Below are 22945 nucleotides of genomic sequence, written 5' to 3'. Positions count from 1 at the left end.
CCGAGATGGCTGCTTCCGAAACGATCCTCAGCGTCAAGGATCTGCGTGTCCGCTTCCGCACGCTTGACGGCGCCGTCGAAGCAGTCAAGGGCATCAACATCCATGTCAAATCTGGCGAGACCGTTGCCGTGGTTGGCGAATCCGGGTCCGGCAAAAGCCAGACGATGATGGCGGCGATGAGCCTGCTGGCATCGAATGGGGAAGCGACAGGCAGCGTCGATTATCGCGGCCGCAATCTTCTGACGCTTAGCAAATCCGAGCTCAACCAGGTTCGTGGCCGCAAGATCAGCATGATCTTTCAGGAGCCGATGACTTCGCTCGATCCGCTCTATTCGATTGGCAATCAGTTGATCGAGCCGATCCGCCGGCACCGGGGCCTGAATGCCCCCGACGCGCGGGAAGAGGCGCTCAAGCTGCTGCGGCTGGTGCATATTCCCGATCCCGAGCGGCGGATGAAATCCTATCCGCATGAAATGTCCGGTGGCCAGCGCCAGCGTGTGATGATCGCGATGGCGCTCGCCAACGACCCTGACATATTGATCGCCGACGAGCCGACGACGGCGCTCGACGTGACCATCCAGGCGCAGATCCTGATGCTTCTGGCCGAATTGCAGCGCAAGCTCGGCATGGCGATCGTCTTCATCACCCACGATCTTGGCATCGTCCGCCGCTTTGCCGACCGGGTCTATGTCATGCGCCAGGGCGAGGTTGTCGAGGAGGGGGAGGCGGAGGCCATCTTCGTCAATCCCCAGCATGCCTACACGAAAATGCTGCTGGCGTCCGAGCCGACCGGCAGCAAGGCGCCGCCGCCCGCCAATGCTCCGGTGCTGCTTGAAGGCAGAAATGTCGAAGTGACGTTCAGGATTGGCGGCGGGTTTCTTGCTGGTGAACCGCTGATGCTGCGTGCCGTCGATCACATCTCGATCCGGCTGCAGCGCAACCAGACCATCGGCATCGTTGGTGAATCCGGCTCGGGCAAGTCGACGCTCGGCCGCGCCTTGCTGCGGCTGTTGCCGAGCGACGGGCTTATCCGTTTCGGCGATCGCGACATTTCCCAAGCCGACAGGCAGGCGATGCGGCCGCTGCGGCGCCAGATGCAGCTTGTCTTCCAGGACCCGTTCGGCTCGCTGTCGCCGCGCATGACCGTCGGCCAGGTCATCACCGAAGGACTTCTGGTGCATGAGCCTGATCTCTCGGGCAAGCAGCGTGATCAACGCGCGGTCGACGCCTTGCGCGAGGTCGGCCTCGACCCCAACGCACGCAATCGCTACCCGCACGAATTCTCCGGCGGCCAGCGGCAGCGCATCGCCATTGCTCGCGCCATGATCCTGAAGCCCAGGCTGGTGGTATTGGATGAGCCGACCTCGGCGCTCGATCGCTCTGTGCAGAAACAGATCGTCGAACTGTTGCGCAAGCTGCAGGCGGACCACGAATTGTCCTATCTCTTCATCAGCCACGATCTGTCGGTCGTGCGCGCCATGGCCGACTACATCATCGTCATGAAACAGGGCAAGATCGTCGAGGAGGGGCCGACCGAGGCGATCTTCAGCGATCCGCGGCACGCTTACACACAGACGCTGATGGCCGCCGCGATCGACATGACGCGATTTCGCCTGAGCGCCTGAACCAGGCTTCGCACCGATACACTGGCTGTCCGCTCAATTTGTGGAGCTCGGGCACTTGCGTGCTCGCACAGCGGCAATGGCATCCTGTTGCTGCTTGAGCCGGTCGATCCTGGCTGTTTCACGGTTGGCCACCGCGGTCTTCACGCGTGAGCCGCCGAGCAGCCAGCGTGGAACATTGGTGTTGGCGACCTTGCCGCGCGTGATTGCCGTTTGCGAGATGTCACGGGCGACGTCTCCCATCGCCCTGTTGAGGTCGGTGCACGTCATCGAATCGTATTTCGCTGGATCGACGGTTCTGCCGAGCGATGAACAGCCAGCGACGAGAACCAGCGTCATCACGAGAATCAAGGGCGAGGCTGTGGTTGAATTCAAATTCATGTCGCACTCGGCCCGCCGTTCACTGACTCCATCAAGTTCACGACCCTAAGACCGACAGACCTTTTCGTCAAAATATGCGGCCTCGAAGAAACCTCCCACTGGGCCCGGCCTTTGCGGCCGACGCAGGAACATCTCAGTCACTGGAATTGCTATCTGCCGAGTGTTGGGCTCAATCGCTGGCAAACGGAGAGTACCGGTTCCGGCGACGTCGGGGCGGCCTTTCCTACGCTGCCTCGGCCACGAACCTCGACGGGGGGCAACCGCCGAGCACTGTCTGAGCGATGTCGGCGTCATTTTCATCGACATGCGCCGTCACCAGAACGACCCCTTCGGCAACCTCCTGATCATCCGCCTTTATGGCGGCCGTGGCGAATGTTCCAAACAGACCGGCAACGCCGCCACAGACCGCGCCAGCCACCGCTGTTGGCAATACGCCCGCAGCAACAGGATTGATGCCATAGGCCGCAACGGCACTCAGGCAGACCAACCCGCCGGCGGCAGCGCCAAATAACGATCCCAAAGCGGAAACCCGAAGAGATCCCGCCTCGTCATTGTAAGGCCCGATGATCGCGATCTGTACGCGAGGAATTCCGGCTGCCACCAAGTCGCTGGCGACCCGCGCCGCATCGACGGGGGAATCAAAAAGTCTGCAAATCGTCGGCATGGTCGCTTAACGCTTCTGGCTGTTCAGCGTCGTCTCGGTGAGGAATGACGCGGCAATCAGATCGTCAACCTCGATTGGGCCCTCGCCGCCCTCCATGATGGCTGCGACCTTCTGGAAGGTCTTCATCTCGTCTTCGGTAATCTGGGCTTCCGGCATCCTGGCTTTGATCTCTGTCATGCGCATGCTCAGGGCATAGGATTTCTTGGTCTCACGGTTCGACATGCTGCTGCTCATAGTTCATTGATCATTTTTTGCCCGCCACTCGAATTTGGGGCAAGGGCAAACGTTTCCAACCCTGGACTTCGGTCGGGGAGGGGTCGGACCTAAGTCTGGTCGTGGGCCGCAATGGTCTTGCCGACGGCGCCGCCAAAGCATGACCCAGGATGCGTGCGGCGCCCATGGTCATAGAACCCTACGGTACCATGGCGGCGGTGGTGCAAGCGCTGACCGTCTTCGTTGATGATCTTGACGCTTTCGTGATGTCGATGATGGGTTCTAACAACCACATCGGCTTCGGCTGCCGAAGCCACAACGGGCAGTCCAAGGGAAAGCGCCAACGCGCACATGATCATTGTTTTCATTGCAGTTTCTCCATTTTCTTAATTAGCCCTTCATTGGATAAACTGCCCCTGATCGCTTTGGTTCCGGTCGTCCGGCATCGACCCGAACGTTCACTGGTCATCGCTGGATCTCGTCAAACGGCGGAACATTAGGCGTGCCTGATGGTTTATTTCCCGCAGCCGGGATCACGATTTGGTGTCTGCTGCGGATCAGTCGGCAAAGGCTGGTCGGCCCGCGTTCTCTGCCAGAGGCGCGGGCTTCCCAGGCAACAGGAGAGAGATCATGAACAATATCATTTGGCTCGTTGGAGCTGTGGTCATCGTGATAGCGATCTTGAGCTTTTTTGGCCTCCGCTGAGGGGGACGCGCGTACCAGTCGGGATGTTTACCCGAAACTGTCCGCGAGCGCACGCATGAAGGCATCAGGCGGCCGGTTGACTGGTTACTGTCCAGTGCAACAGGCATCGCTGTCGGCCGGGTCACAGAGGCACGGCGAATAGAAATTCGCCCATCCGACTGGCGGGGGACGCGAGTAATCTCGCTTGAGGGGCAGGCAGAGCGCCGAAGTCGGGATGCGCTAACTCTTTGTTTCTCTGGTCGGAGTGGCAGGATTTGAACCTGCGACCCCCTCGTCCCGAACGAGGTGCGCTACCAGGCTGCGCTACACTCCGTGACCAGACCGCGGGCTTATAGCCGCCACACTTGGTTCCTGCAAGCGGCACGGCGGCACTTCTGTCGCATTTCGTCGGCTTTCGTCGAGCATTGCCCGAAAGGCCCGGATTCCCTTCCGGAATAAACGTGGCTTAAAGCCTTGTGTGCTAAGCCGCAGCCCTCGACAATTCGTAATTTCGGCCATTCGGAGTTTCCAGTCTTGTCCTTCAGCATCGTTGGCGACGCCCGGCCCAACAGTTTCGAATTCGAAACCACAGCGCTGATCAAGCCATCCGGCTTTCGCGAATATGATGCGCGCTGGTGGTTCGGCCATCCCGGCTCCGCGCAACGACCGGAACTCAATCTGATCGGCGTCCAGGCGCTCGGCATGGGGCTTGGTACGCTAATCCGCCGTCTCGGCGCCGGTCCCGATATCATTACCGGGCATGATTTCCGCTCCTATTCGCTGTCGATCAAACTGGCCCTGGTGTCCGGTTTGATGGCTGCAGGCGCACGGGTGAGGGACATCGGACTGGCGTTGTCGCCGATGGCGTATTTCGCTCAGTTCGCTTTGGATACGCCCTCGGTCGCCATGGTCACCGCTTCGCACAACGAAAATGGCTGGACCGGCGTCAAGATGGGTGCGGCGCGGCCGCTGACCTTCGGCCCGGGTGAGATGAGCGCGCTGAAAGCAATCGTGCTGTCCGGCGATTTTGACCTTATCGGCGGCGGCTCCTACGATTTCATCCGTGACTTTCGCGCGACCTATCTCGACGATCTGACCCGCGACAAGCGCATCGCCCGAAAACTGAAAGTGGTCGCAGCCTGCGGCAATGGCACCGCCGGCGCCTTCGCGCCGCAAGCGTTGCAGCGCATCGGCTGCGAGGTCATCGCGCTCGACGTCGAGCTCGACCATACATTTCCGCGCTACAATCCCAATCCCGAGGACATGCGGATGCTGCATGCCATCCGGGACAAGGTGCTGGCATCAGGCGCCGACATGGGCCTTGGCTTCGACGGCGATGGCGACCGCTGCGGTGTCGTCGACAATGAAGGCAATGAAATTTTTGCCGACAAGGTCGGTGTGATGCTGGCAAGGGATATTTCCAGCCAGCATCCCAACTCGACCTTCGTCGTCGACGTCAAATCGACCGGCCTGTTCCATACCGACGCAATGCTGCGCGCCAATGGCGCCGTCACTGATTATTGGAAAACCGGCCATTCCTACATCAAGCGCCGCGTCGCCGAACTCGGTGCTGTCGCCGGTTTCGAAAAGTCGGGTCATTTCTTTTTCAATCCGCCGATCGGGCGCGGATATGACGACGGCCTGGTCACCGCCATCGCCATCTGCCAGATGCTGGATCGCAGCCCGGGCAGTTCGATGGCCGATCTTTATCGCGCGCTGCCGCTGACCTTTGGCACGCCGACCATGTCGCCGCACTGCGCGGACGAGGTGAAGTATGGTGTGGTCGAACGGGTGGTTGCCGATTTTCAGGCCATGAAGCGGGATGGAAGGGTTTTCGCTGGGCAGAAGATCGCAGACCTCATCACCGTCAACGGCGTGCGCGTCGTCGCCGACGACGGCACCTGGGGGCTGGTGCGCGCCTCGTCGAACAAACCGGAACTGGTCGTGGTGGTCGAAAGCCCGGTGTCGTCGCAGCGTCGACGGGAGATGTTCGAGGCTGTCGACGCCGTGCTGCGCCGCAGCTCCGAGGTGGGCGCCTACAACCAGACCTTTTGAATGGTAGTTGAATGACCGAGCGGATCGTCAGTTTTGTCATGAGCGGTGGCGTCGGCTCGCGGCTGTGGCCGCTGTCGCGCGAGGACAACCCCAAGCAGTTCCACGATCTGTCCGGCGACGGCTCGATGCTGGCCAAGACCTTGCGTCGGCTGACCGCCCGGCTGGAAGGCGGAACGCCGATCTTCCTGATCGCCGCGGAGCGCCATGCTGATCGCGTTCACGCCGATCTTGCTGGTCTCGACCTCGCCGGCGGCGGTCCGCTGTTCGAGCCGACCGGGCGCAACACAGCCGCCGCCGTCGCACTGGCGACGCTGCGCACACTGTCTGAATTCGGCGATAGCCTGGTGCTGGTGGTGCCATCGGATCACGAAATATCCACCGCAAGCCAATTCTGGCAGAGCGTAGAAGCCGGCACCGAGGCAGCACGCGAGGGCAGGCTGGTGGTGTTCGGCATCAAGCCGACGCAACCAGAGACCGGCTACGGCTATATCGAGGTCGCGGCCGAAAGCGGCGGCACCTTCGACGTGTCGCGCTTCGTCGAAAAGCCGGATATTGCGACTGCGCAGAGCTATCTCAAGGCCGGAAATTTCTACTGGAACACCGGCATCTTCCTGTTTCGCGCCCGCACCATGCGTGACGCCTTCATAGCGTTGCAGCCGGATATCTGGCAGGCCACCGAAGCAGCCTACAAGGCAGCGACATCGGATCTGTCCGGCCTTTACATGCCGCTGGAACTCTACGCCGCCATTCCGTCGAATTCGATCGACTACGCCATCATGGAGCGGGCAAAAGACATCGCCATGGTGCCGGCCGGCTTCCGCTGGAACGATCTCGGCTCGTGGCAGTCGCTGCTCGATGTCGGCCCCGCCGACGACCGGGGCAATGTCATCATCGGCGATGTCGTCGCTATCGATTGCGAGAATTCCTACATTCGCAGTGACGGCCGCCTGCTGTCGGCGATCGGCATGAAGGACATCGCCATCGTTTCGACATCGGATGCCACCTTCGTTGCCCCGGTCAGCCACAGTCAACACGTCAAGAAGATCGTCGAGCAGCTCGAAAAATCGGGTCGCCTGGAAACCAGGTTCACGCCGGCGCATGACCGCGTCATCGAAAGCGGCGCCTGGCGCCGGCGCGTGCATCACTGGCTGTTTCAGGAGACCTTGCCGCTGTGGTCGACATCGGGGGTCGACGAACGCCATGGCGGCTTTCACGAAGCGCTCGGCCTGGACGCCTCGCCGTTGATGAAGCCCAAGCGCATGCGCACCATGGCAAGACAGGTCTATGCTTTCGCCGTCGCCCGGGCGCGCGGCTGGGACGGCCCGGCCGATCGGTTGATCAGCCACGGCATCGCCTTCATGGCCGGCAAGGGCCGCACCGACAAAGGCGGCTGGGTTCGCACGCTGAATGTCGACGGTTCGGTCGCCGACGCCACCGAGGATGCCTACGATCATTCCTGCGTGCTCCTGGCACTGGCGCATGCGCATATGTCAGGCAATCCCGACGCCTTGCGCCTCGGCGAGGAAACCTTCGCCTTTCTCGATGCGCATCTCGAAGACAGCCGCATGACCGGCTTTCTTGAGACATCGGACGGCAAAGGCGAGCGCCGCTCCAACCCGCATATGCACCTGCTCGAGGCCTTTCTCGCCTGGCACCAGGCGACCGGCGAGCGCGCCCATCTGCGGCGCGCGGCACGTATCATCGACCTCTTCCGCAGTCATTTCTTCGATCCGGAAAGCTGGACGCTTGGCGAGTATTTCGATGCCGAATGGAAACCCTCCACCGGCGAGAAAGGGTCATGGACCGAGCCCGGCCACCATTTCGAATGGGCCTCTTTGCTGGTAGATTTCGCCGGGCGTAGCGGCCAGGCCGAGTTGAGCGGCTTTGCCCGAAAACTTTACGCGTCGGCCACTGCCAATGGCCTCAACCGCGCCACCGGGCTTGCCTATGGCGCCGTCTCCAGGCAAGGCCTGCCGCTCGACCTGATATCCCGCAGTTGGCCGCAGGCCGAAGCCGTGAAGGCGGCGATCGCGCTGGATGGCTCTGGCGGCCCCGATCTCAAGCCGGAAATCGAAGCGCGCGTCGGCCGGCTGTTCCGCTGGCACATCGACCCGGCGCCGCTCGGCCTGTGGATCGATCGCATCGACGAGCGCGGCCGCTCGCTGGCATCGGACGTTCCTGCCAGCATCTTCTATCATCTGGTCTGCGCGCTGACGCAGTATCTTGATGGGACGGTGGAGAAGGGATGAGCCCGTATTGAGAGGCCGGCCTCTCAATACGGGCTCGCTACATCCCCAGTCTCGACATACACCGACTTCAGCTGCGAATAGAGTGCCAGTGCCGCCAGTGAATTCTCACGTCCGATGCCTGACTGCTTGAAGCCGCCGAACGGGATTTCCACCGGCGTCAGATTGTAGGCGTTGATCCAGCAGGTGCCAGCCTGCAACTCGGCGATGACGCGGTGGGCGCGCGGCAGGTCGCGCGTGAAGACGCCGGCGGCAAGGCCGAATTCGGTGTCGTTGGCGCGGTCGATCACCTCGTCCTCATCGTCGAACTTCAGCACGCTCATGACAGGCCCGAAAATCTCTTCGCGGGCGATGCGCATTGTGTCGGCGACGCCGGTGAACACCGTCGGCTCGACAAAGAATCCGCCTTGGAAACCCTGCAGCGACGGCACGTTGCCGCCGCAGGCAAGCGTTGCTCCGTCCTGCTTGCCGATTTCGATATAGCCGACCACCTTGTCATGCTGCGCCTTGGAGACCAGCGGACCCATCTGGGTTTCGGGGTCGAGCGGGTCGCCGATGCGGATTTTTTTGGTCCGCTCGACAAGGCGTTCGACGAAGCGGTCGTGAATGCCGTTTTGCACGAAGACCCGCGTGCCGTTGGAGCAGATCTGGCCGGTCGAATAGAAATTGCCGAGCATGGCGCCGCCAATGGCGTTCTCGATGTCGGCATCGTCGAACACGATCAGCGGCGACTTGCCGCCGAGCTCCATCGTCGCGTGCTTCATTTTTGAGCCGGCCAGCGACAGCACCTTGCGGCCGGTCAGCACCGAACCGGTCACCGACACCTTGGCGACGACATCGTGGCCGACAAGCCCGGCGCCGACATCGCCATAGCCCTGCACGACGTTGAACAAGCCGTCGGGCAGCCCGGCCTCGCTGTAGATCTCCGCCAGTGCGAGTGCTGAAAGCGGCGTGTTTTCCGATGGCTTGAACACCATGGCATTGCCCATGGCGAGTGCCGGTGCCGATTTCCAGCCGGCGATCTGGATCGGATAGTTCCAGGCGCCGATGCCGACACAGACGCCGAGCGCTTCGCGCCTTGTGTAGGCGAAGGGTCCGCCGAGATCGACCGACTCGCCATTGTAGGCGGCGACGGCGCCGCCGAAATATTCAAGGCAGTCCGCGGCGGAAGGCGCGTCCGCCACCAGCGTTTCCTGGATCGCCTTGCCGGTGTCCAACGTCTCGATGCGGGCGAGGTCGGCATTTCGGGCGCGCAATATGTCGGCGGCGCGGCGCAGGATGCGCCCGCGCTCGACCGGTTTCAGCCGCGCCCAAGCGGGCTGCGCCGCCCGCGCTGCCTCGACGGCGAGCTCCAGCACGTTCGGCGTCGCCGAACGTAGCATGGCGATGGTCTCACCGGTTGCCGGATAGATGACCGGCAGCGGCGCGCCGCCTTCGTCCTCGATGTAGCGTCCATTGACATAGTGCGATGCCGTGGGCTGGGCGCGCATGGTTTTCTCCAGATGTATTCGCTACCAAGTCCGTTCGACAATGCCCTATCGATCCGCGACCTGCCAGCGCGGATTGATCCATGGTTCCTGGTTGGACGGCGCCAGCGGCGTGCGGCCAAGGATGTGGTCGGAAGCCTTTTCGCCGGTCATGATCGAGGGTGCATTGAGATTGCCGTTGGTGACGCGCGGGAAGATCGAGGAATCGGCGACCCGCAATCCTTCGACGCCGATGACCCGGCACTCCGGATCGACGACACTCATCATGTCGTCGGCGCGGCCCATCTTGCAGGTGCCGCAAGGATGGTAGGCGCTCTCTGCGTGATCCCTGATGAAGATGTCGAGATCGTCGTCCGACTGCACGTGGCTGCCAGGCGATATTTCCTTGCCCCGATAGGGGTCGAACGCCGACTGGCCGAAGATCTCGCGCGTCAGCCGGATGCAGTGGCGGAACTCCGCCCAGTCGTCGGGATGCGACATGTAGTTGAAGTGGATCACCGGCTTCGATTTCGGGTCCGGCGAGCGCAGCGTCACAGAGCCGCGCGACTTCGAGCGCATCGGCCCGACATGCGCCTGGAAGCCGTGCGACTTGGCCGCCGCCTTGCCGTCATAACGGACAGCCGCAGGGATGAAATGGTACTGGATATCGGGGTAGTCGACGCCGGCGCGCGAGCGCACGAAGGCCGCCGCTTCGAAATGGTTGGTGGCGCCAAGCCCGGTCTTGAGGAACAGCCACTGCGCGCCGATGAGCGCTTTCGAGAACGGATTCAGCACCGAATTGAGCGTGATCGGCACCAATGATTCCTGCTGGATGTAGAGCTCCATATGGTCCTGCAGGTTGCGGCCGACGCCGGGTCTGTCGGCCACCACGGCAATGCCGTTTTCGCGCAAATGCTCGGCCGGGCCGATGCCGGACAGCATCAGGATCTTGGGCGAGTTGATCGATGATGCGGCAACGATCACCTCACGTCGCGCCTTAACGACCTGAATCTGTTTGAGAGCTTCGATCTCGACGCCGATGGCGCGTTGATTCTCGATGATCACCCGCCGCGCAAAGCCCTTGACCAGACTCACATTTTTGCGCTTCAGCGCCGGTTTCAGATAGGCCGATGCCGCCGACCAGCGGCGACCGCCACTGATGGTCTGCTCCATCGGCCCAAAACCTTCCTGCTTGGAGCCGTTATAGTCGTCGGTCAGCTCGAACCCGGCCTGGCGGCCAGCCTCGACGAAGGCGCCGTAGAGCGGATTTTTACGCGAGCCGCGCTGCACATGCAGCGGCCCGCCGTGACCGCGCCAGCCATCCTCGCCGCCATCCGAGTCCTCCATGCGCTTGAAATAGGGGAGCACGTCGGCGAAGCTCCAGCCGGCCGCACCCTCTTCGGCCCAATGGTCGAAGTCGCGGGCATGGCCGCGCACATAGACCATGCCGTTGATCGAAGACGAGCCGCCGATGACCTTGCCGCGCGGCGTCGCCAGCACGCGGCCGCCGAGATGCGGCTCCGGCTCGCTGGCAAAGCCCCAGTCGTAGAGGCTCATGTTGAGCGGGATCGACAGTGCCGACGGCATCTGGATCAGCGGCCCGATATCGGTCCCGCCGAATTCGATGACGATGACCGAATGCTTGCCGTCCTCCGACAGGCGATAGGCCATGGCCGAGCCGGACGAGCCGGAGCCGATGATGACGAAATCTGCTTCAAGCATGGTTCGTATGTGCCATAAAGTCGGCGAGCGAGACATTGCCGCCGGTAGCCACAACCAGGACGGTTTTGCCCGCCACATCCACCTTGCCGCCGAGCAGTGCCGCCAGCGACGCTGCGCCCGATGGTTCGAGCACCAGCTTCATGCGCTCGAAGGCGATCCGCATGGCACGCCGCACCGATTGGTCGTCGACGGTGATGCCGCGAACACCTGCCGTCTTCACCGCGGCAAACGGAGCATCGCCCGGCCGTCGCGACATCAAACCGTCGCATATCGATTTCGGCCCGATCGGCATCGTCTCGATGCTGCCATGTGCCAGCGACGAGCCCATGCCATTGAAACCTTCCGGCTCGACGCCGATGATCTCTGTGGCGGGCGACAGATAGTGGAAGGCAAGCGAAACGCCGCCGATCAGTCCGCCGCCGCCGACCGAGCAGAACAAAAGATCAGCGCTGGCACCTTTGGCTTCGAGTTGGTCGAGCGCTTCGAGGCCGGCGCCCGCCTGGCCGGCGACGATCTCCGGATCGTCGAATGGATGCAGCAGCGCCAGCCCCTCGGTCTCGGCGATCTCGCGTGCCTTGGCGGCCGCGACTTCCTCACGTGCGCGCTCGCCGTGGTCGGTCAGCACGACACGAGCGCCATAGCCTGCCGTGGCGTCGCGCTTGGCGGCCGGTGCGTCGATCGGCATGACGATGGTGACCGGAATGGCAAGCGCTTGGCCGGCGGCCGCCAGCCCTTGCGCGAAATTGCCGGAGGAGTAGGCGACGACGCCCTTCTTCGCTTCGTCAGCTGAAAGCTGCTTCAGCCGCCAATAGGCACCGCGCACCTTGAACGAGCCGGCCCATTGCAGCGATTCCGGCTTGATGAAGACGCGGGCCGCACCCGTCTCGCGGGCCAGTGCCGTCGATTCCAGCAGCGGCGTGATCTGCGTCGCCCTGGATGTGACGGCATAGGCCTGCTTGAGGTGGTCGAGGGAGGGGACGAGAAGGTCTGACATCATTCGCCTCGCGGATACCGCTTGCTGTCTTCGAGATTGTCGAGGTTCATGTGATTGCGCATGTAACGCTCGGACGCTTTTTGCAGCGGCTGGAAATCCCAGGGATAGTAGGCGCCGTTGCGCAGCGCCGGATAGACGACCCAGCGGCGCGCCTGGCTTTCACGCACGGCGGCGTCGAAGCCGGCCATGTCCCAACGCGCCTGGACCTTGTCCATAAATGCCGCCACCAAGGCCACATTGGCCGGGTCCTCGGCCAGATTGTCTCGCTCGAGCGGATCGGCTTCGAGATCGAACAGTTGCGGCAGATCGAGTTCGCAGTGGACGAATTTGTATCTGCCGTCGCGGAGCGCCACCAAAGGCGCATTGGACCCTTCGGCCGCATACTCCATCAACACCGGCGCGGTGCGCTCAATGCCCTCGGTGAGCGGCAGCAGCGACTGGCCGTCCGTCCATGGTGCGATCGCAGCGATGTCGATGCCGGCGAGGTCGCAAAGCGTCGGCGCCACGTCGAGATTGGAAACCGGCGCCTCGATCAGCCCGGCTGGCACGCCCTTGCCGGCAATCATCAGCGGCACCCGCGCCGAGCCCTCGAAGAAGCTCATCTTGAACCACAGGCCGCGCTCGCCGAGCATGTCGCCGTGGTCCGAGCAGAACAGGACGATTGTGTCGTCGGCCATGCGGGTGCGCTCGAGAACGTTCAGGATCTCGCCCAGCTTGTCGTCGACATAGGAGATGTTGGCGAAATAGCCCTGCCGCGAACGACGCACCTGTTCCGGCGTGATCTCGAAAGAAGGATAGTCGCTGGCGTGGTATAGCCGCCGGGAGTGCGCATCCTGCTCGTCATGCGCGATGAACCCGGTTTCCGGGTCCAGCGCCTGGCAGTGCTCGTAAAGATCCCAATACTGCTTGCGCGCGACATAGGGATCGTGCGGGTGCGACAGCGATACGGTGAGGCACCAGGGCCGATGGTTCGCATCATCCTGTTCGCGCGAAAGCTGATAGAGCTTCTGTGTGGCCAGGAACACGACCTCGTCGTCATACTCCATCTGGTTGGTGATCTCGGCGACGCCGGCGCCCGTCACCGAGCCCAGATTGTGATACCACCAGTCGATACGCTCGCCGGGCTTGCGGTAGTCCGGCGTCCAGCCGAAATCGGCCGGGTAGATGTCGGTGGTCAGCCGCTCCTCGAAACCGTGCAGCTGATCCGGCCCGACGAAATGCATCTTGCCCGACAGGCAGGTGTAGTAGCCGGCAGAGCGCAGATGATGGGCGAAGGTCGGGATCGATGAGGCGAATTCGGCGGCATTGTCATAGACGCCGGTGCGCGACGGCAATTGCCCGCTCATGAACGAGGCACGGCCCGGCGCGCAGAGCGGCGACGCCGTGTAGTTGTTGGCAAAGCGCGCCGAACGTGCGGCCAACGCCCTCAGGTGCGGTACGTGCAGAAACTCCGCCGGCCCGTCCGGAAACAGGGTTCCGTTGAGCTGATCGACCATGACGATCAGGAAATTGGATCGCTTAATTGTCACTGTTTGCGCCGCTCGCCAAGTTTGGTTTCGAGATAGTCCTCGACCAGCGCGATCGCGGTCGCGGCATCGGGCACGCCGTCTTTCAGCGCCCGCCTGATGTAGAGCCCGTCGATCATCGCCGCTGTCGCTTCGGCGGCGCGGTCGGCTTCGGCTCTGGGCAAGATGCCGACAAGCCCGCTCATCAGGTTCGAATGCAGTCGCCGCGCATAGACCCTGAGCAGTCGGCGCAACGCCGATGATTTCTGCGCCTCGACATAGAAGGCGAGCCAGGCGGCGATGGTTTCCGGCTGGAACTGGATGTCGGAGAAGTTGACGGCGACCACCGCCGAGACGCGCTCGCGCGCGGTATTGGCCGAACCAAGGGCGCGCAACGTGTCGGCGGTCAGTTCGGCCAGGATGTGGCGCATCGTTGCCAGCAGCAGCTCGTCCTTGGCGCCGAAATAGTGATGGGCAAGGGCCGACGAAACCCCTGCGCGCCCGGCGATTTCGGACATGGTCACGTCGAGCGAGCCGCGCTCGCCGATCGCCGAGATCGTCGCGTCGATAAGCGCCTTGCGGCGCAGCGGTTCCATTCCGATTTTCGGCATCTTGCAATGATCCCTTTCGAGTAGGATTATTTTTTATTGACGGGTCAATCAACAAAAAAATCAGCACTGGCGTCGCCTGTACCAAGCGATTGTCTGCTCCCAGCCCTTCACGAGGCGAGCAGGATTGTTTATATTTGAACAATAGAGGCGAAATGCGCCGTGGCCCACATGCTAGGCTGGCGCCAAGGATGGAGACCGCCATGACCGCATGCATCGTTGGCTGGGCGCATTCGCGCTTCGGCAAGCTCGAGGGCGAAACGCTCGAGAACCTCATCGTCAAGGTCGCTACGGACGCGCTCGACCATGCCGGCATCGGTCCCGACGAGGTCGACGAGATCGTGCTCGGCCACTTCAATGCCGGCTTTTCGGCACAGGATTTTACCGCCAGCCTGGTGCTGCAGGCCGACGACCGGCTGCGCTTCAAGCCGGCGACGCGCGTCGAGAACGCTTGCGCCACCGGATCGGCGGCGGTCCGCCAGGGCATCCGTGCCATCGACGCGAATGCCGCTCGCATCGTGCTGGTGGTCGGCGCGGAGCAGATGACGACAACGCCGGGGCCGGAGATCGGCAAAAACCTGCTCAAGGCGTCCTATCTGCCCGAGGACGGCGAGACACCGGCGGGTTTCGCTGGCGTCTTCGGCAAGATCGCGCAGGCCTATTTTCAGCGCTACGGCGACCAGTCGGATGCGCTGGCCATGATTGCCGCCAAGAACCACAAGAACGGCGTCGATAATCCCTATGCGCAGATGCGCAAGGATTTCGGCTATGAGTTCTGCCGCCAGGAGAGCGAGAAGAACCCGTTCGTTGCCGGCCCGCTGAAGCGCACCGATTGCTCGCTGGTCTCCGATGGCGCTGCCGCCCTTATCCTCGCCGACACCGCGACGGCACTGAAGATGCGCCGTGCCGTTGCCTTCCGCGCCAACGAGCATGTGCAGGATTTCCTGCCGATGTCGAAGCGCGACATCCTGACCTTCGAAGGCTGCGAACAGGCCTGGACCCGGGCGCTCAAGAACGCCGGCGTGACGCTCGACGATCTCTCCTTCGTCGAAACGCATGACTGCTTCACCATTGCCGAACTGATTGAATATGAGGCGATGGGCCTTGCCAAGCCGGGAGAGGGGGCCAAGCTGGCGCTGGACGGCACAACGGCTAGGGATGGTCGCCTGCCGGTCAATCCATCCGGCGGGCTGAAGGCCAAGGGCCATCCGATCGGCGCCACGGGCGTGTCCATGCATGTCTTGACCGCCATGCAGCTTGTCGGCGAGGCCGGCGGCATCCAGGTGCCGGGCGCAAAACTTGGCGGCATCTTCAACATGGGCGGTGCGGCGGTGGCCAACTACGTTTCCATTCTCGACCGGATCAGATAAACCGCCCGCATTTACGGGAGGGTTCATGACAAATCCGGTTCTGATCGAAGTGTTGCGCGGCGCGGTCGTCGAGAGCGCGCATCGCGGCTCAGTCGCGGTCTTCGATGGCGACGGCAAGCCTGTCTGGGAGATCGGCGACACGGCCAAGCCGGTGTTTCCGCGCTCGGCGGTCAAGGCGATCCAGGCATTGCCGCTGGTCGAAAGCGGGGCGGCCGATGCCTATGGTTTCGGCAACCGCGAACTGGCGCTTGCCTGTGCGTCCCATTCGGGCGAGCCGGCCCATGTCGAACTGGCGCGATCCATGCTGGCCAAGGCCGGGCTGGACGGTTCGGCTCTCGAATGCGGCACGCATTGGCCGTCCAATCATGATGCTGAGATTGCACTCGCCCGCGGCGGCGGCTCGCCGAACGCATTGCACAACAATTGTTCCGGCAAGCATTCCGGCTTCCTCTGCACCTGCGTCCACGCCGGCATTGCACATCGCGGCTATGTCAAGCCGGGACACGGCCTGCAGGAGATGGTGCGCGATGCCATGCAGTCGGTCACGGGCGCTGTCCATGGTGAGGACCAGCGGGCCATCGATGGCTGTTCGATCCCAACCTATGCGGTGCCGCTCAGGAGCTTCGCGCTCGGCTTTGCCCGCATGGCCACGACATCAGGTTTTGGCCCAGAGCGAGCCAAGGCTGCAAAGCGGCTGCTTTCCGCCTGCATGGCCGAGCCCTTCTTGGTTGCCGGCAGCGGCCGCGAAGACGTCGCGCTGATGCAGGCCGCACCAGGGCGGATTTTCACCAAAGGCGGCGCCGAGGGCGTCCATTGTGCCGCAATTCCGGAGCTCGGTCTCGGCATCGCGCTCAAATGCGACGATGGCGCCGGCCGCGCCGGTGAAGCCATGGCTGCCGCCGTCCTTGCCAAACTGTTGCGCGCCGACGAGGCCTTGGCGTTCAAGCTGAGCGAATTGGCAAACACGCCCATCGAAAACCGCAACGGTGCCAAGGTCGGGGCGCTGAGGCCGACAGCAGCCCTCAACTGACGTGATTGCGCTCGACGGTCAGATGCGCATAGCCGGTATTGTCCGATGACGTGAGATCGCCAGTCGCCGGTTCGGCCCAGCGCTGGCCGACAATGGCGCCGTTCAGCGCACCGTCGATGACATTGTCTGAAATGATGGCCGTACCGGCGCCCTCGACCACGGATACGACGATCCCGGTTCCGGCCTTGCGAATGATGTTGCCGGTGGCGACGACATTGCGCAGGTACGGGCCCCAGCCGATCTGCATGCCATAGAGCGGCGTGTTCTCGATGACGTTGTTGGAAACGGTTGTGTCGGCTTCGACGCCGATGCCAACGCCAAACCCTGGCGAGTCGGCGGGGTAGGGGCCGCTGGTCGACAGATTGCGCACAATGTTGCCCGAGCAGACGCCCATGCGGCCGCCTTCGTTGAAATTGACGATCGAGATGCCGTTGGCGGCACCGTCGACGATGTTGTTGCTGATGATGGCGCCTTCGAACGAGAATTCGGAATAGACCGCCGTTTCGCCCGAGCGCGAGCAGGTGTTGCCCGATATCTGCAGGTTGCTGGCGCTGTTGGCCCGGATCGCCGAGAAGGCGCAGTCCGAGACGATGTTGCCCGAGATGACGACATTGCCGGCGCGAAAGGCATTGATGCCGTTGCCGTTCTGCCCGGTTCCGCCGCCGCGTGCCTGGATCCGTTGGACGCGGTTGCCGGTGACCATGGTGCCGTCTTCCGCCGCCTGCCAGCGGTGCACGAGGATGCCGCCATTGGCGCAATCGGAGACGGTGTTGCCCGTGATAGACAGCCCGCCAGCCTCGACCGAGTAAATGCCGGCATCGGCGGCACCCGATATCTCGCTGCGCTCGACCCCGCCCGCCGCATGTTCCAGCGCCAGTCCGTTCTTGCCGCTGCCGGTGATCTGGCAATTGTCGATGGCGAGGTGCGCGATACGGCGCAGATCGAGCAGCCCTTGCGTGTAATCGCCCATCGTGCGGTTCGAACCATCGAAGACCAGACCGCTAAGTTCGATATGGTCGGCCTGTTCGGCCATGAACAGGTGGCCGTCACCGCCGTAAACGATGCGCGTCGCGCCCGGCACGCCGGAAAGACGCACGCGGCCGGGCAGCGAAAGATTGGAGACGACATAGGTGCCGGGCGGCAGGAATATCGGCATGTCGCGGCTGTTTGCGTCACGCAGGAGTTTGGCGAAGGCCTTGCTCTGATCGTCTGATGTGCCGGGCTGCACGCCGAGGTCGGTGGCATTGATCGAGCCGCGGATCGAGGCTTTCTCGATGCCAGTCAGGTTTGCGGCCACCGCCTTGCCAAGCGCAAGCCCCATGACGGCAAAGCCGGCGGTCCCGGTCAGCAGCGTTCGTCTGTTCAACATCGGCACAGAATCCCAGCGTTCAAGCCTGCTTATCGCAGGAATCGTGCCAGCCGTTCTGTCTCTCCTGCCGAGCGCGCGACAATGGCTTGTCGAGCAGCCTCTGCGGGCCTAAGTTCAGGAAATGAGCAGAGCTTTCACCCGCGAGGAAGACAGCGAAAATGCCATTGCCGGTGTAGGTGAACGGCCAGTCAGCCACCATCGCAATCTGGTGACGGAACGCGGCCTGGCGATGATCGACGAGAATCTTGCCGATCTGCGCGACATACTGGCGAAGGCCGAGCGCAAAGCCGACCGCGAGCGCATCGCGGTCGTGTCGCGCGACCTGCGCTATTGGACCGCCCGGCGTGAAAGCGCCGAACTCTCCGCACCGGAGCCGGGCAGCGACGTGGTGCGCTTCGGCATGGGCGTCACGATCGAAGGCGACGACGGCAGGAAGGTGCACTGGAAAATTGTCGGCGAGGACGAAGCCGATCCGGCCAAGGGTAGCATTTCGCATGTTTCGCCGATGGCCATGGCCCTGTTCGGCAAGAAGGTCGGCGACTTGGCCAGCGTCAACGGCAAGGAATGGGAAATCGTCAAGCTGTCCGAGAGCTAATCCTCGAGCTTGACGACATGGTCGCGGAAGAAAGCCGCGGCTCCAGTTTCATCGATCTCGCCAGCAGCGACCATCAAGACCAGTTGAATGACGTCCTGCTGGTCGGCCTCGACGCTCAATCCGTTGAAATAAAGAAACAGATCGGCCGCTGCAAAGGCAGTACGTTTGTTGCCGTCAACGAACGGATGATTTTTGGCGATGCCGAACAGGTATGCCGCCGCCAGTTCGCAAAGATCCGGATCGCCATAAATCTCTCGCTGCTGTGGACGGGAGAGCGCCGACTCCAGCATGCCTTCATCACGTATGCCTGCCGCCCCGCCGTGCAGGCGCAACTGCTCAGCGTGAAGCGACTCCACGAACTCCCTCAAATGATGCTCGGTCATTTCGCGAGCGCACGGTAGGCAACCTCGTACTTTTTCATCCGCTCGCGTGCGATCTTCATCTTACGCTCGAATTCCTCGGCGCTGTCTTCGGTGCGACGCAAACGAAGCTCTTCACCTTCCTGAACGATGACGATGCTGTCGCCTGCCTTCATGTTCAGACGATCGAGCAACTCCTTGGGCAGGATCACACCCTCGGAATTGCCAATCTTGCGAATGGTCGTGTTCATGACAGATATCCTGTTGCAATGCAGATTATAACTCGACCGGCGAGAAGTTGCAACAGATATTATAACAAGTCTAGGCCAGCAGCCGGTCCAGCAGGCGATCCGCTGCTTCCGGTATGACCGTGCCCGGCGGGAAGATCTCGGCAGCTCCCGCCTGCCGCACCGCGTCGTAGTCCTGCGGCGGGATGACGCCGCCGGCGACGATCAGCATGTCGCCGCGGCCGAGCTTTTTCAGCGCGTCGCGCAGTTCGGGGATCAGCGTCAGATGTCCCGCCGCCAGCGACGAGGCGCCGACGATGTGGACGTCCTGTGCGACCGCCAGCCTGGCGATCTCATCGGGTGTCTGGAACATCGCGCCGACGGTGACGTCGAAGCCGAGATCGGCGAAGGCCGTGGCGATGACCTTCTGGCCACGGTCGTGGCCGTCCTGACCCATCTTGGCGACCAGGATGCGCGGCTTGCCGCCGGTCTTCTTCTCGAAGGCGTCAAGCTTGTCCTGCAGACCCTCGACCACGGGATGATCGCCAAGCGCCTTGCGATAGACCCCCGAAATGGTCTGCACCGTGGCGACGTGGCGCCCAAAGGCTCTTTCCAACGCGAATGAAATCTCACCGACCGTGGCATTGGCGCGCGCGGCTAGGATGGCGAACTCCAGCAGGTTTTCGTTGCCCTGCGCAGCGCGGGTCAGCGCATCGAGCGCGCTTTCGACGGCGGCGACGTCGCGCGTGCCCTTCAGCCGTTGCAGCTTCGACAATTGCCGCGCCCTGACTTCGGCATTGTCGATCTTCAGCACGTCGACCTCGATGTCGGTCTCGGGCCGATGGGCATTGACGCCGACCAGCATCTGCTCGCCGGAATCGATGCGCGCCTGCGTGCGTGCGGCGGCTTCCTCGATGCGCAGCTTGGGTATGCCCTGTTCGGTCGCCGCGGCCATGCCGCCGAGCGCCTCGACCTCCTCGATATGGGCAAGGGCGCGCGCCGCCAGATCATGCGTCAGCCGTTCGAGATAGGCCGAACCGCCCCACGGGTCGATGATGCGCGTGGTGCCGGATTCCTTTTGCAGGATGAGCTGCGTGTTGCGGGCGATCCGCGCCGAATGGTCGGTCGGCAGCGCCATCGCCTCGTCGAAGGAATTGGTGTGCAGCGACTGGGTATGGCCCTGCGTTGCAGCCATCGCCTCGATCATGGTGCGGATGATGTTGTTGTAGGGATCCTGCGCCGTCAGCGACCAGCCAGAAGTCTGGCAATGGGTGCGCAGCGACAGCGAGCGCTCGTCCTTGGGCGAAAAATTCTTCTGCATCAGGGTCGCCCACAACAGGCGCGCAGCCCGCAGCTTGGCGACTTCCATGAAGAAATTCATGCCGATGGCCCAGAAGAAGGACAGGCGAGGCGCAAAGCGGTCGATGTCGAGGCCCGCCGCGACGCCGGCGCGGGCATACTCGATGCCATCGGCGATCGTGTAGGCGAGCTCAAGGTCGGCCGTCGCGCCGGCCTCCTGCATGTGATAGCCGGAGATCGATATCGAATTGAACTTCGGCATGTTCTTCGATGTGTATGAGAAGATGTCCGACACGATCCGCATCGAAGGTTTCGGCGGATAGATGTAGGTGTTGCGGACCATGAATTCCTTCAAAATGTCGTTCTGAATGGTCCCGGCGAGATCCTTCTGCGCAACGCCTTGTTCTTCCGCAGCGACGATGTAAAGCGCCATGATCGGCAGCACCGCGCCGTTCATCGTCATCGATACCGTCATCTCGTCGAGCGGAATGCCGTCGAAGAGCTGCCGCATGTCGAGGATGGAATCGATGGCGACGCCCGCCATGCCGACATCGCCGGCAACGCGCGGATGATCGCTGTCATAGCCGCGATGCGTGGCGAGATCGAAGGCGACCGACAGCCCTTTCTGGCCGGCGGCAAGGTTGCGTCGGTAAAAAGCGTTGGAATCTTCGGCCGTCGAGAAACCGGCATATTGCCGGATCGTCCAGGGCTGCTGGACATACATGGTCGGGTAGGGGCCGCGCACGAAGGGCGGCAGGCCGGGATAGGTGTCGAGATGCGGCAGCCCCTTGAGATCGCTTTGATTGTACAGATGCTTGGCAATGAGCCCTTCCGGCGTGGTCCGCTGGCCTTTGACCTCGACAGGCGTGCGGCGTGGCGGGATCCAGCCGATCTGGCCGAAGTCCGGGATCAAGAGCCGGCTCCGATCGATTGGTCGATGCGGACTGGAAACAGCGGCTCGCAGACGGCAACGCCTTCGGTGAAGGCCGGTCGCCGTTCCGCCGCCAGCGTCTCGACCGGGCGTTCGTCTTTTGATGGATAGAGCGTGGTGCCGATGATGGCCCGTTCACCTGTGCGGTAGGCTGCATTGCGCTGCTCCGCCGCTGCGTGGACGCGCTTCTGGATGTGTCCGTCCTGAAGGCTGGACAGGACACCGCCCTCGGCTTCGATCGTCTGCAATTCCGCCCAGGCCAGCTCGCACAATTCCATGGTCAGCGCCTCGACAGCGCCGGAACCATAGGCGGGATCGGCGACATGATCGATATGGCTTTCATTGGCCATGATCAGCTGCGTGTTGCGGGCAACACGACGTGCAAAACCCGCCGGCAGACCATGCGCGATCGTGTGCGGCAGGATGGAGATCGAATCGGCGCCGCCGCACGCCGCAGCAAAGCATGCAATGGTGGTGCGCAGGATGTTGGTCTCCGGGTCCATCGCCGTCATCATGCGAAACGAGGTCTCGGCATGGATACTGGCCGTGGATGTCGGGATCGAACAAGCCTCCTGCACCCGCGCCCAGAGCCTGCGCAGCGCCCGCATCTTGGCTATCGACAGCAACTGGTCCTGGTCGACGCTGAGTGCAAAACCGATATGAGGTGCGGCATAGACAAGCGGCTGCCGCGCCGTCTCGAACATTCTGAGGTAGGAGACAGCCGAAGCCAGCATGATGCCAAGCTCCTGCGCTTCCGTGGCGCCGGCATTGTGGAACACGCGCCCGTCAGCTTCCAGCAGCACGCCCGGAACGCCCATCGCGAAGAAATGCGCCAGCGACTGCGGCATGGAGGCCTGCAGCGCCTCGATCGACATGCGCAGCCGACCGGTTCCCGCGAAGATCGCCGCTGGATCGATGCCGAAGGAGAGGTTGAGCTTTGCCGGGTCCGACCGCCGCTTGCTCAGGAAAGCGACCAGCCAGTCGGCCACGGCGCGGCTCCAGGGATGGGCGTCGATGCGAACCTGGATGCGGTTGAGCGGTATGCCGTCCAGCACCGCCTCCAACGCCTCCGCCGTTCTCGGCAAGCCGTATCCGAACGCGTTCGGCGCCCCCTCGAAGACCAGCGACAATCCCGTGGCACCCTGTGCCACATCCTCCAGCGCTTGGCTTCTGGCGCGGTTGGTGTCGGGATCGTCGATTCGCTGGCTGACGATCCATGGCGATTTCGGGTTTGCGCGCACGATCGGTTCCGCCGCGGTGCTGCGGTCGTAGAGCGGTTCGATACGGATGTTGTCGTCGCTGTGCGAGACCAGCCTTTCCTCGAAGGAAGCGCCTGCCAAAGCCTTTTCCGCCAAGGCGAGCCATCGCTGGCGCTCGATGTTTTCGGGTTCCACGTCCTGGATCAAGGCTCCGGCGCCCATCCGTCCTCCTCGTTTCATGCGGCCGCACCGGCCGGGAGCGGTCCAGTCTACGGTCCCCGGTCCGATATCGCAATGCAATGCGCTTCCAGAGACCGGATTCGATCCATCAGATATAGGTCAGTCCGCGAGGACGACGATTGCCAAACAGCGGCAAAATCCGCAAGCTCCAAAAACCCGATTTGAA

The 22945-nt window shown here is 62.7% G+C and carries 20 protein-coding genes and 1 tRNA gene; 6 read left to right on the top strand and 15 right to left on the bottom strand.

Going from position 1 to position 22945, the window contains the following annotated elements:
• The first annotated feature begins 5 nt into the window (after window positions 1–5).
• Complete coding sequence (locus NKH97_RS00790) at window positions 6–1625, top strand: ABC transporter ATP-binding protein (protein WP_023808496.1); 1620 nt, start codon at window positions 6–8, stop codon at window positions 1623–1625.
• 33 nt (window positions 1626–1658) lie between these two features.
• On the opposite strand, the gene NKH97_RS00785 is transcribed toward NKH97_RS00790, so the two are convergent.
• From NKH97_RS00785 to NKH97_RS00765, 5 genes are all read right to left on the bottom strand, one after another.
• A complete protein-coding gene (locus tag NKH97_RS00785) occupies window positions 1659–2003 on the bottom strand; it encodes a hypothetical protein (protein WP_023808495.1) in 345 nt (114 codons plus the stop codon).
• Window positions 2004–2226: 223 nt separating this feature from the next.
• Window positions 2227–2667 (bottom strand): hypothetical protein, encoded by a 441-nt coding sequence (locus NKH97_RS00780; RefSeq protein ID WP_023808494.1) that lies wholly within the window; start codon window positions 2665–2667, stop codon window positions 2227–2229.
• A 6-nt stretch (window positions 2668–2673) separates the two neighbouring features.
• Window positions 2674–2889, bottom strand: a complete 216-nt coding sequence (locus NKH97_RS00775) for a hypothetical protein (protein WP_023808493.1) — start codon at window positions 2887–2889, stop codon at window positions 2674–2676.
• 101 nt (window positions 2890–2990) lie between these two features.
• Window positions 2991–3248: a hypothetical protein gene (locus tag NKH97_RS00770; RefSeq protein WP_352795227.1), complete on the bottom strand. Its 258-nt coding sequence runs from the start codon at window positions 3246–3248 to the stop codon at window positions 2991–2993.
• A 573-nt stretch (window positions 3249–3821) separates the two neighbouring features.
• A tRNA-Pro gene (locus NKH97_RS00765) sits at window positions 3822–3898 on the bottom strand.
• Window positions 3899–4098: 200 nt separating this feature from the next.
• Here NKH97_RS00765 and NKH97_RS00760 point away from each other — a divergent pair.
• The gene (locus NKH97_RS00760) at window positions 4099–5619 is read left to right on the top strand and encodes a phosphomannomutase/phosphoglucomutase (RefSeq protein ID WP_352441323.1); all 1521 of its coding nucleotides are present in this window, start codon (window positions 4099–4101) and stop codon (window positions 5617–5619) included.
• Between the two features lie 11 nt (window positions 5620–5630).
• On the top strand, window positions 5631–7868 hold the full coding sequence (locus tag NKH97_RS00755; RefSeq protein WP_352550709.1) for a mannose-1-phosphate guanylyltransferase/mannose-6-phosphate isomerase: 2238 nt from the start codon (window positions 5631–5633) through the stop codon (window positions 7866–7868).
• Window positions 7869–7891: 23 nt separating this feature from the next.
• On the opposite strand, the gene betB is transcribed toward NKH97_RS00755, so the two are convergent.
• From betB to betI, 5 genes are read right to left on the bottom strand one after another with little or no spacing between them, the layout of a single operon-like run.
• On the bottom strand, window positions 7892–9355 hold the full coding sequence (gene betB, locus NKH97_RS00750; RefSeq protein ID WP_352441321.1) for a betaine-aldehyde dehydrogenase: 1464 nt from the start codon (window positions 9353–9355) through the stop codon (window positions 7892–7894).
• Window positions 9356–9400: 45 nt separating this feature from the next.
• On the bottom strand, window positions 9401–11053 hold the full coding sequence (betA, locus tag NKH97_RS00745; protein ID WP_352795226.1) for a choline dehydrogenase: 1653 nt from the start codon (window positions 11051–11053) through the stop codon (window positions 9401–9403).
• The gene (locus NKH97_RS00740) at window positions 11046–12047 is read right to left on the bottom strand and encodes a threonine/serine dehydratase family protein (RefSeq protein WP_352795225.1); all 1002 of its coding nucleotides are present in this window, start codon (window positions 12045–12047) and stop codon (window positions 11046–11048) included. Before NKH97_RS00740 ends, betA begins: the two co-directional genes overlap by 8 nt.
• Window positions 12047–13576: a choline-sulfatase gene (gene betC, locus NKH97_RS00735; RefSeq protein ID WP_352795224.1), complete on the bottom strand. Its 1530-nt coding sequence runs from the start codon at window positions 13574–13576 to the stop codon at window positions 12047–12049. Before betC ends, NKH97_RS00740 begins: the two co-directional genes overlap by 1 nt.
• Window positions 13573–14163, bottom strand: coding sequence for a choline-binding transcriptional repressor BetI (betI, locus tag NKH97_RS00730; protein WP_023812766.1), 591 nt, complete (start codon window positions 14161–14163; stop codon window positions 13573–13575). Before betI ends, betC begins: the two co-directional genes overlap by 4 nt.
• A gap of 200 nt (window positions 14164–14363) precedes the next feature.
• Between betI and NKH97_RS00725 the strand changes: the two genes are divergently transcribed.
• Complete coding sequence (locus NKH97_RS00725; RefSeq protein ID WP_127292472.1) at window positions 14364–15530, top strand: acetyl-CoA acetyltransferase; 1167 nt, start codon at window positions 14364–14366, stop codon at window positions 15528–15530.
• 25 nt (window positions 15531–15555) lie between these two features.
• Window positions 15556–16560, top strand: a complete 1005-nt coding sequence (locus NKH97_RS00720; protein ID WP_352441316.1) for an asparaginase — start codon at window positions 15556–15558, stop codon at window positions 16558–16560.
• Here NKH97_RS00720 and NKH97_RS00715 read toward each other — a convergent pair.
• Window positions 16553–17929, bottom strand: coding sequence for a TIGR03808 family TAT-translocated repetitive protein (locus tag NKH97_RS00715; RefSeq protein ID WP_352441315.1), 1377 nt, complete (start codon window positions 17927–17929; stop codon window positions 16553–16555). The genes NKH97_RS00720 and NKH97_RS00715 overlap by 8 nt on opposite strands.
• 121 nt (window positions 17930–18050) lie before the next feature.
• Between NKH97_RS00715 and greA the strand changes: the two genes are divergently transcribed.
• Window positions 18051–18524 carry a transcription elongation factor GreA gene (gene greA, locus NKH97_RS00710; RefSeq protein ID WP_352441314.1) on the top strand — a complete coding sequence of 158 codons (474 nt, stop codon included), beginning with the start codon at window positions 18051–18053 and terminating at the stop codon, window positions 18522–18524.
• Here the strand turns inward: greA and NKH97_RS00705 are convergent.
• From NKH97_RS00705 to NKH97_RS00690, 4 genes are all read right to left on the bottom strand, one after another.
• On the bottom strand, window positions 18521–18907 hold the full coding sequence (locus tag NKH97_RS00705) for a type II toxin-antitoxin system death-on-curing family toxin (RefSeq protein WP_352441313.1): 387 nt from the start codon (window positions 18905–18907) through the stop codon (window positions 18521–18523). The two genes, greA and NKH97_RS00705, sit on opposite strands and share 4 nt — an antisense overlap.
• Complete coding sequence (locus NKH97_RS00700) at window positions 18904–19134, bottom strand: AbrB/MazE/SpoVT family DNA-binding domain-containing protein (protein WP_023760503.1); 231 nt, start codon at window positions 19132–19134, stop codon at window positions 18904–18906. Before NKH97_RS00700 ends, NKH97_RS00705 begins: the two co-directional genes overlap by 4 nt.
• Window positions 19135–19204: 70 nt before the next feature.
• Window positions 19205–21322, bottom strand: a complete 2118-nt coding sequence (scpA, locus tag NKH97_RS00695) for a methylmalonyl-CoA mutase (protein WP_352441312.1) — start codon at window positions 21320–21322, stop codon at window positions 19205–19207.
• Window positions 21319–22761, bottom strand: coding sequence for a methylmalonyl-CoA mutase subunit beta (locus NKH97_RS00690; protein WP_352441311.1), 1443 nt, complete (start codon window positions 22759–22761; stop codon window positions 21319–21321). Before NKH97_RS00690 ends, scpA begins: the two co-directional genes overlap by 4 nt.
• Window positions 22762–22945: the final 184 nt, after the last annotated feature.

It is taken from the genome of Mesorhizobium sp. M0870, assembly GCF_040319775.1.
Taxonomy (GTDB): domain Bacteria; phylum Pseudomonadota; class Alphaproteobacteria; order Rhizobiales; family Rhizobiaceae; genus Mesorhizobium.
This window is presented reverse-complemented; position numbering and strand designations above follow the sequence as displayed.

What these genes read in the sequence shown, in the direction of transcription:
- NKH97_RS00790 (WP_023808496.1), top strand. Translation starts at nt 6, where the DNA reads ATGGCTGCTTCCGAAACGATCCTCAGCGTCAAGGATCTGCGTGTCCGC.
- NKH97_RS00785 (WP_023808495.1), bottom strand. Translation starts at nt 2,003, where the DNA reads ATGAATTTGAATTCAACCACAGCCTCGCCCTTGATTCTCGTGATGACG.
- NKH97_RS00780 (WP_023808494.1), bottom strand. Translation starts at nt 2,667, where the DNA reads ATGCCGACGATTTGCAGACTTTTTGATTCCCCCGTCGATGCGGCGCGG.
- NKH97_RS00775 (WP_023808493.1), bottom strand. Translation starts at nt 2,889, where the DNA reads ATGTCGAACCGTGAGACCAAGAAATCCTATGCCCTGAGCATGCGCATG.
- NKH97_RS00770 (WP_352795227.1), bottom strand. Translation starts at nt 3,248, where the DNA reads ATGAAAACAATGATCATGTGCGCGTTGGCGCTTTCCCTTGGACTGCCC.
- NKH97_RS00755 (WP_352550709.1), top strand. Translation starts at nt 5,631, where the DNA reads ATGACCGAGCGGATCGTCAGTTTTGTCATGAGCGGTGGCGTCGGCTCG.
- betB (WP_352441321.1), bottom strand. Translation starts at nt 9,355, where the DNA reads ATGCGCGCCCAGCCCACGGCATCGCACTATGTCAATGGACGCTACATC.
- betA (WP_352795226.1), bottom strand. Translation starts at nt 11,053, where the DNA reads ATGCTTGAAGCAGATTTCGTCATCATCGGCTCCGGCTCGTCCGGCTCG.
- NKH97_RS00740 (WP_352795225.1), bottom strand. Translation starts at nt 12,047, where the DNA reads ATGTCAGACCTTCTCGTCCCCTCCCTCGACCACCTCAAGCAGGCCTAT.
- betI (WP_023812766.1), bottom strand. Translation starts at nt 14,163, where the DNA reads ATGCCGAAAATCGGAATGGAACCGCTGCGCCGCAAGGCGCTTATCGAC.
- NKH97_RS00725 (WP_127292472.1), top strand. Translation starts at nt 14,364, where the DNA reads ATGACCGCATGCATCGTTGGCTGGGCGCATTCGCGCTTCGGCAAGCTC.
- NKH97_RS00720 (WP_352441316.1), top strand. Translation starts at nt 15,556, where the DNA reads ATGACAAATCCGGTTCTGATCGAAGTGTTGCGCGGCGCGGTCGTCGAG.
- NKH97_RS00715 (WP_352441315.1), bottom strand. Translation starts at nt 17,929, where the DNA reads ATGTTGAACAGACGAACGCTGCTGACCGGGACCGCCGGCTTTGCCGTC.
- greA (WP_352441314.1), top strand. Translation starts at nt 18,051, where the DNA reads ATGAGCAGAGCTTTCACCCGCGAGGAAGACAGCGAAAATGCCATTGCC.
- NKH97_RS00705 (WP_352441313.1), bottom strand. Translation starts at nt 18,907, where the DNA reads ATGACCGAGCATCATTTGAGGGAGTTCGTGGAGTCGCTTCACGCTGAG.
- NKH97_RS00700 (WP_023760503.1), bottom strand. Translation starts at nt 19,134, where the DNA reads ATGAACACGACCATTCGCAAGATTGGCAATTCCGAGGGTGTGATCCTG.
- NKH97_RS00690 (WP_352441311.1), bottom strand. Translation starts at nt 22,761, where the DNA reads ATGGGCGCCGGAGCCTTGATCCAGGACGTGGAACCCGAAAACATCGAG.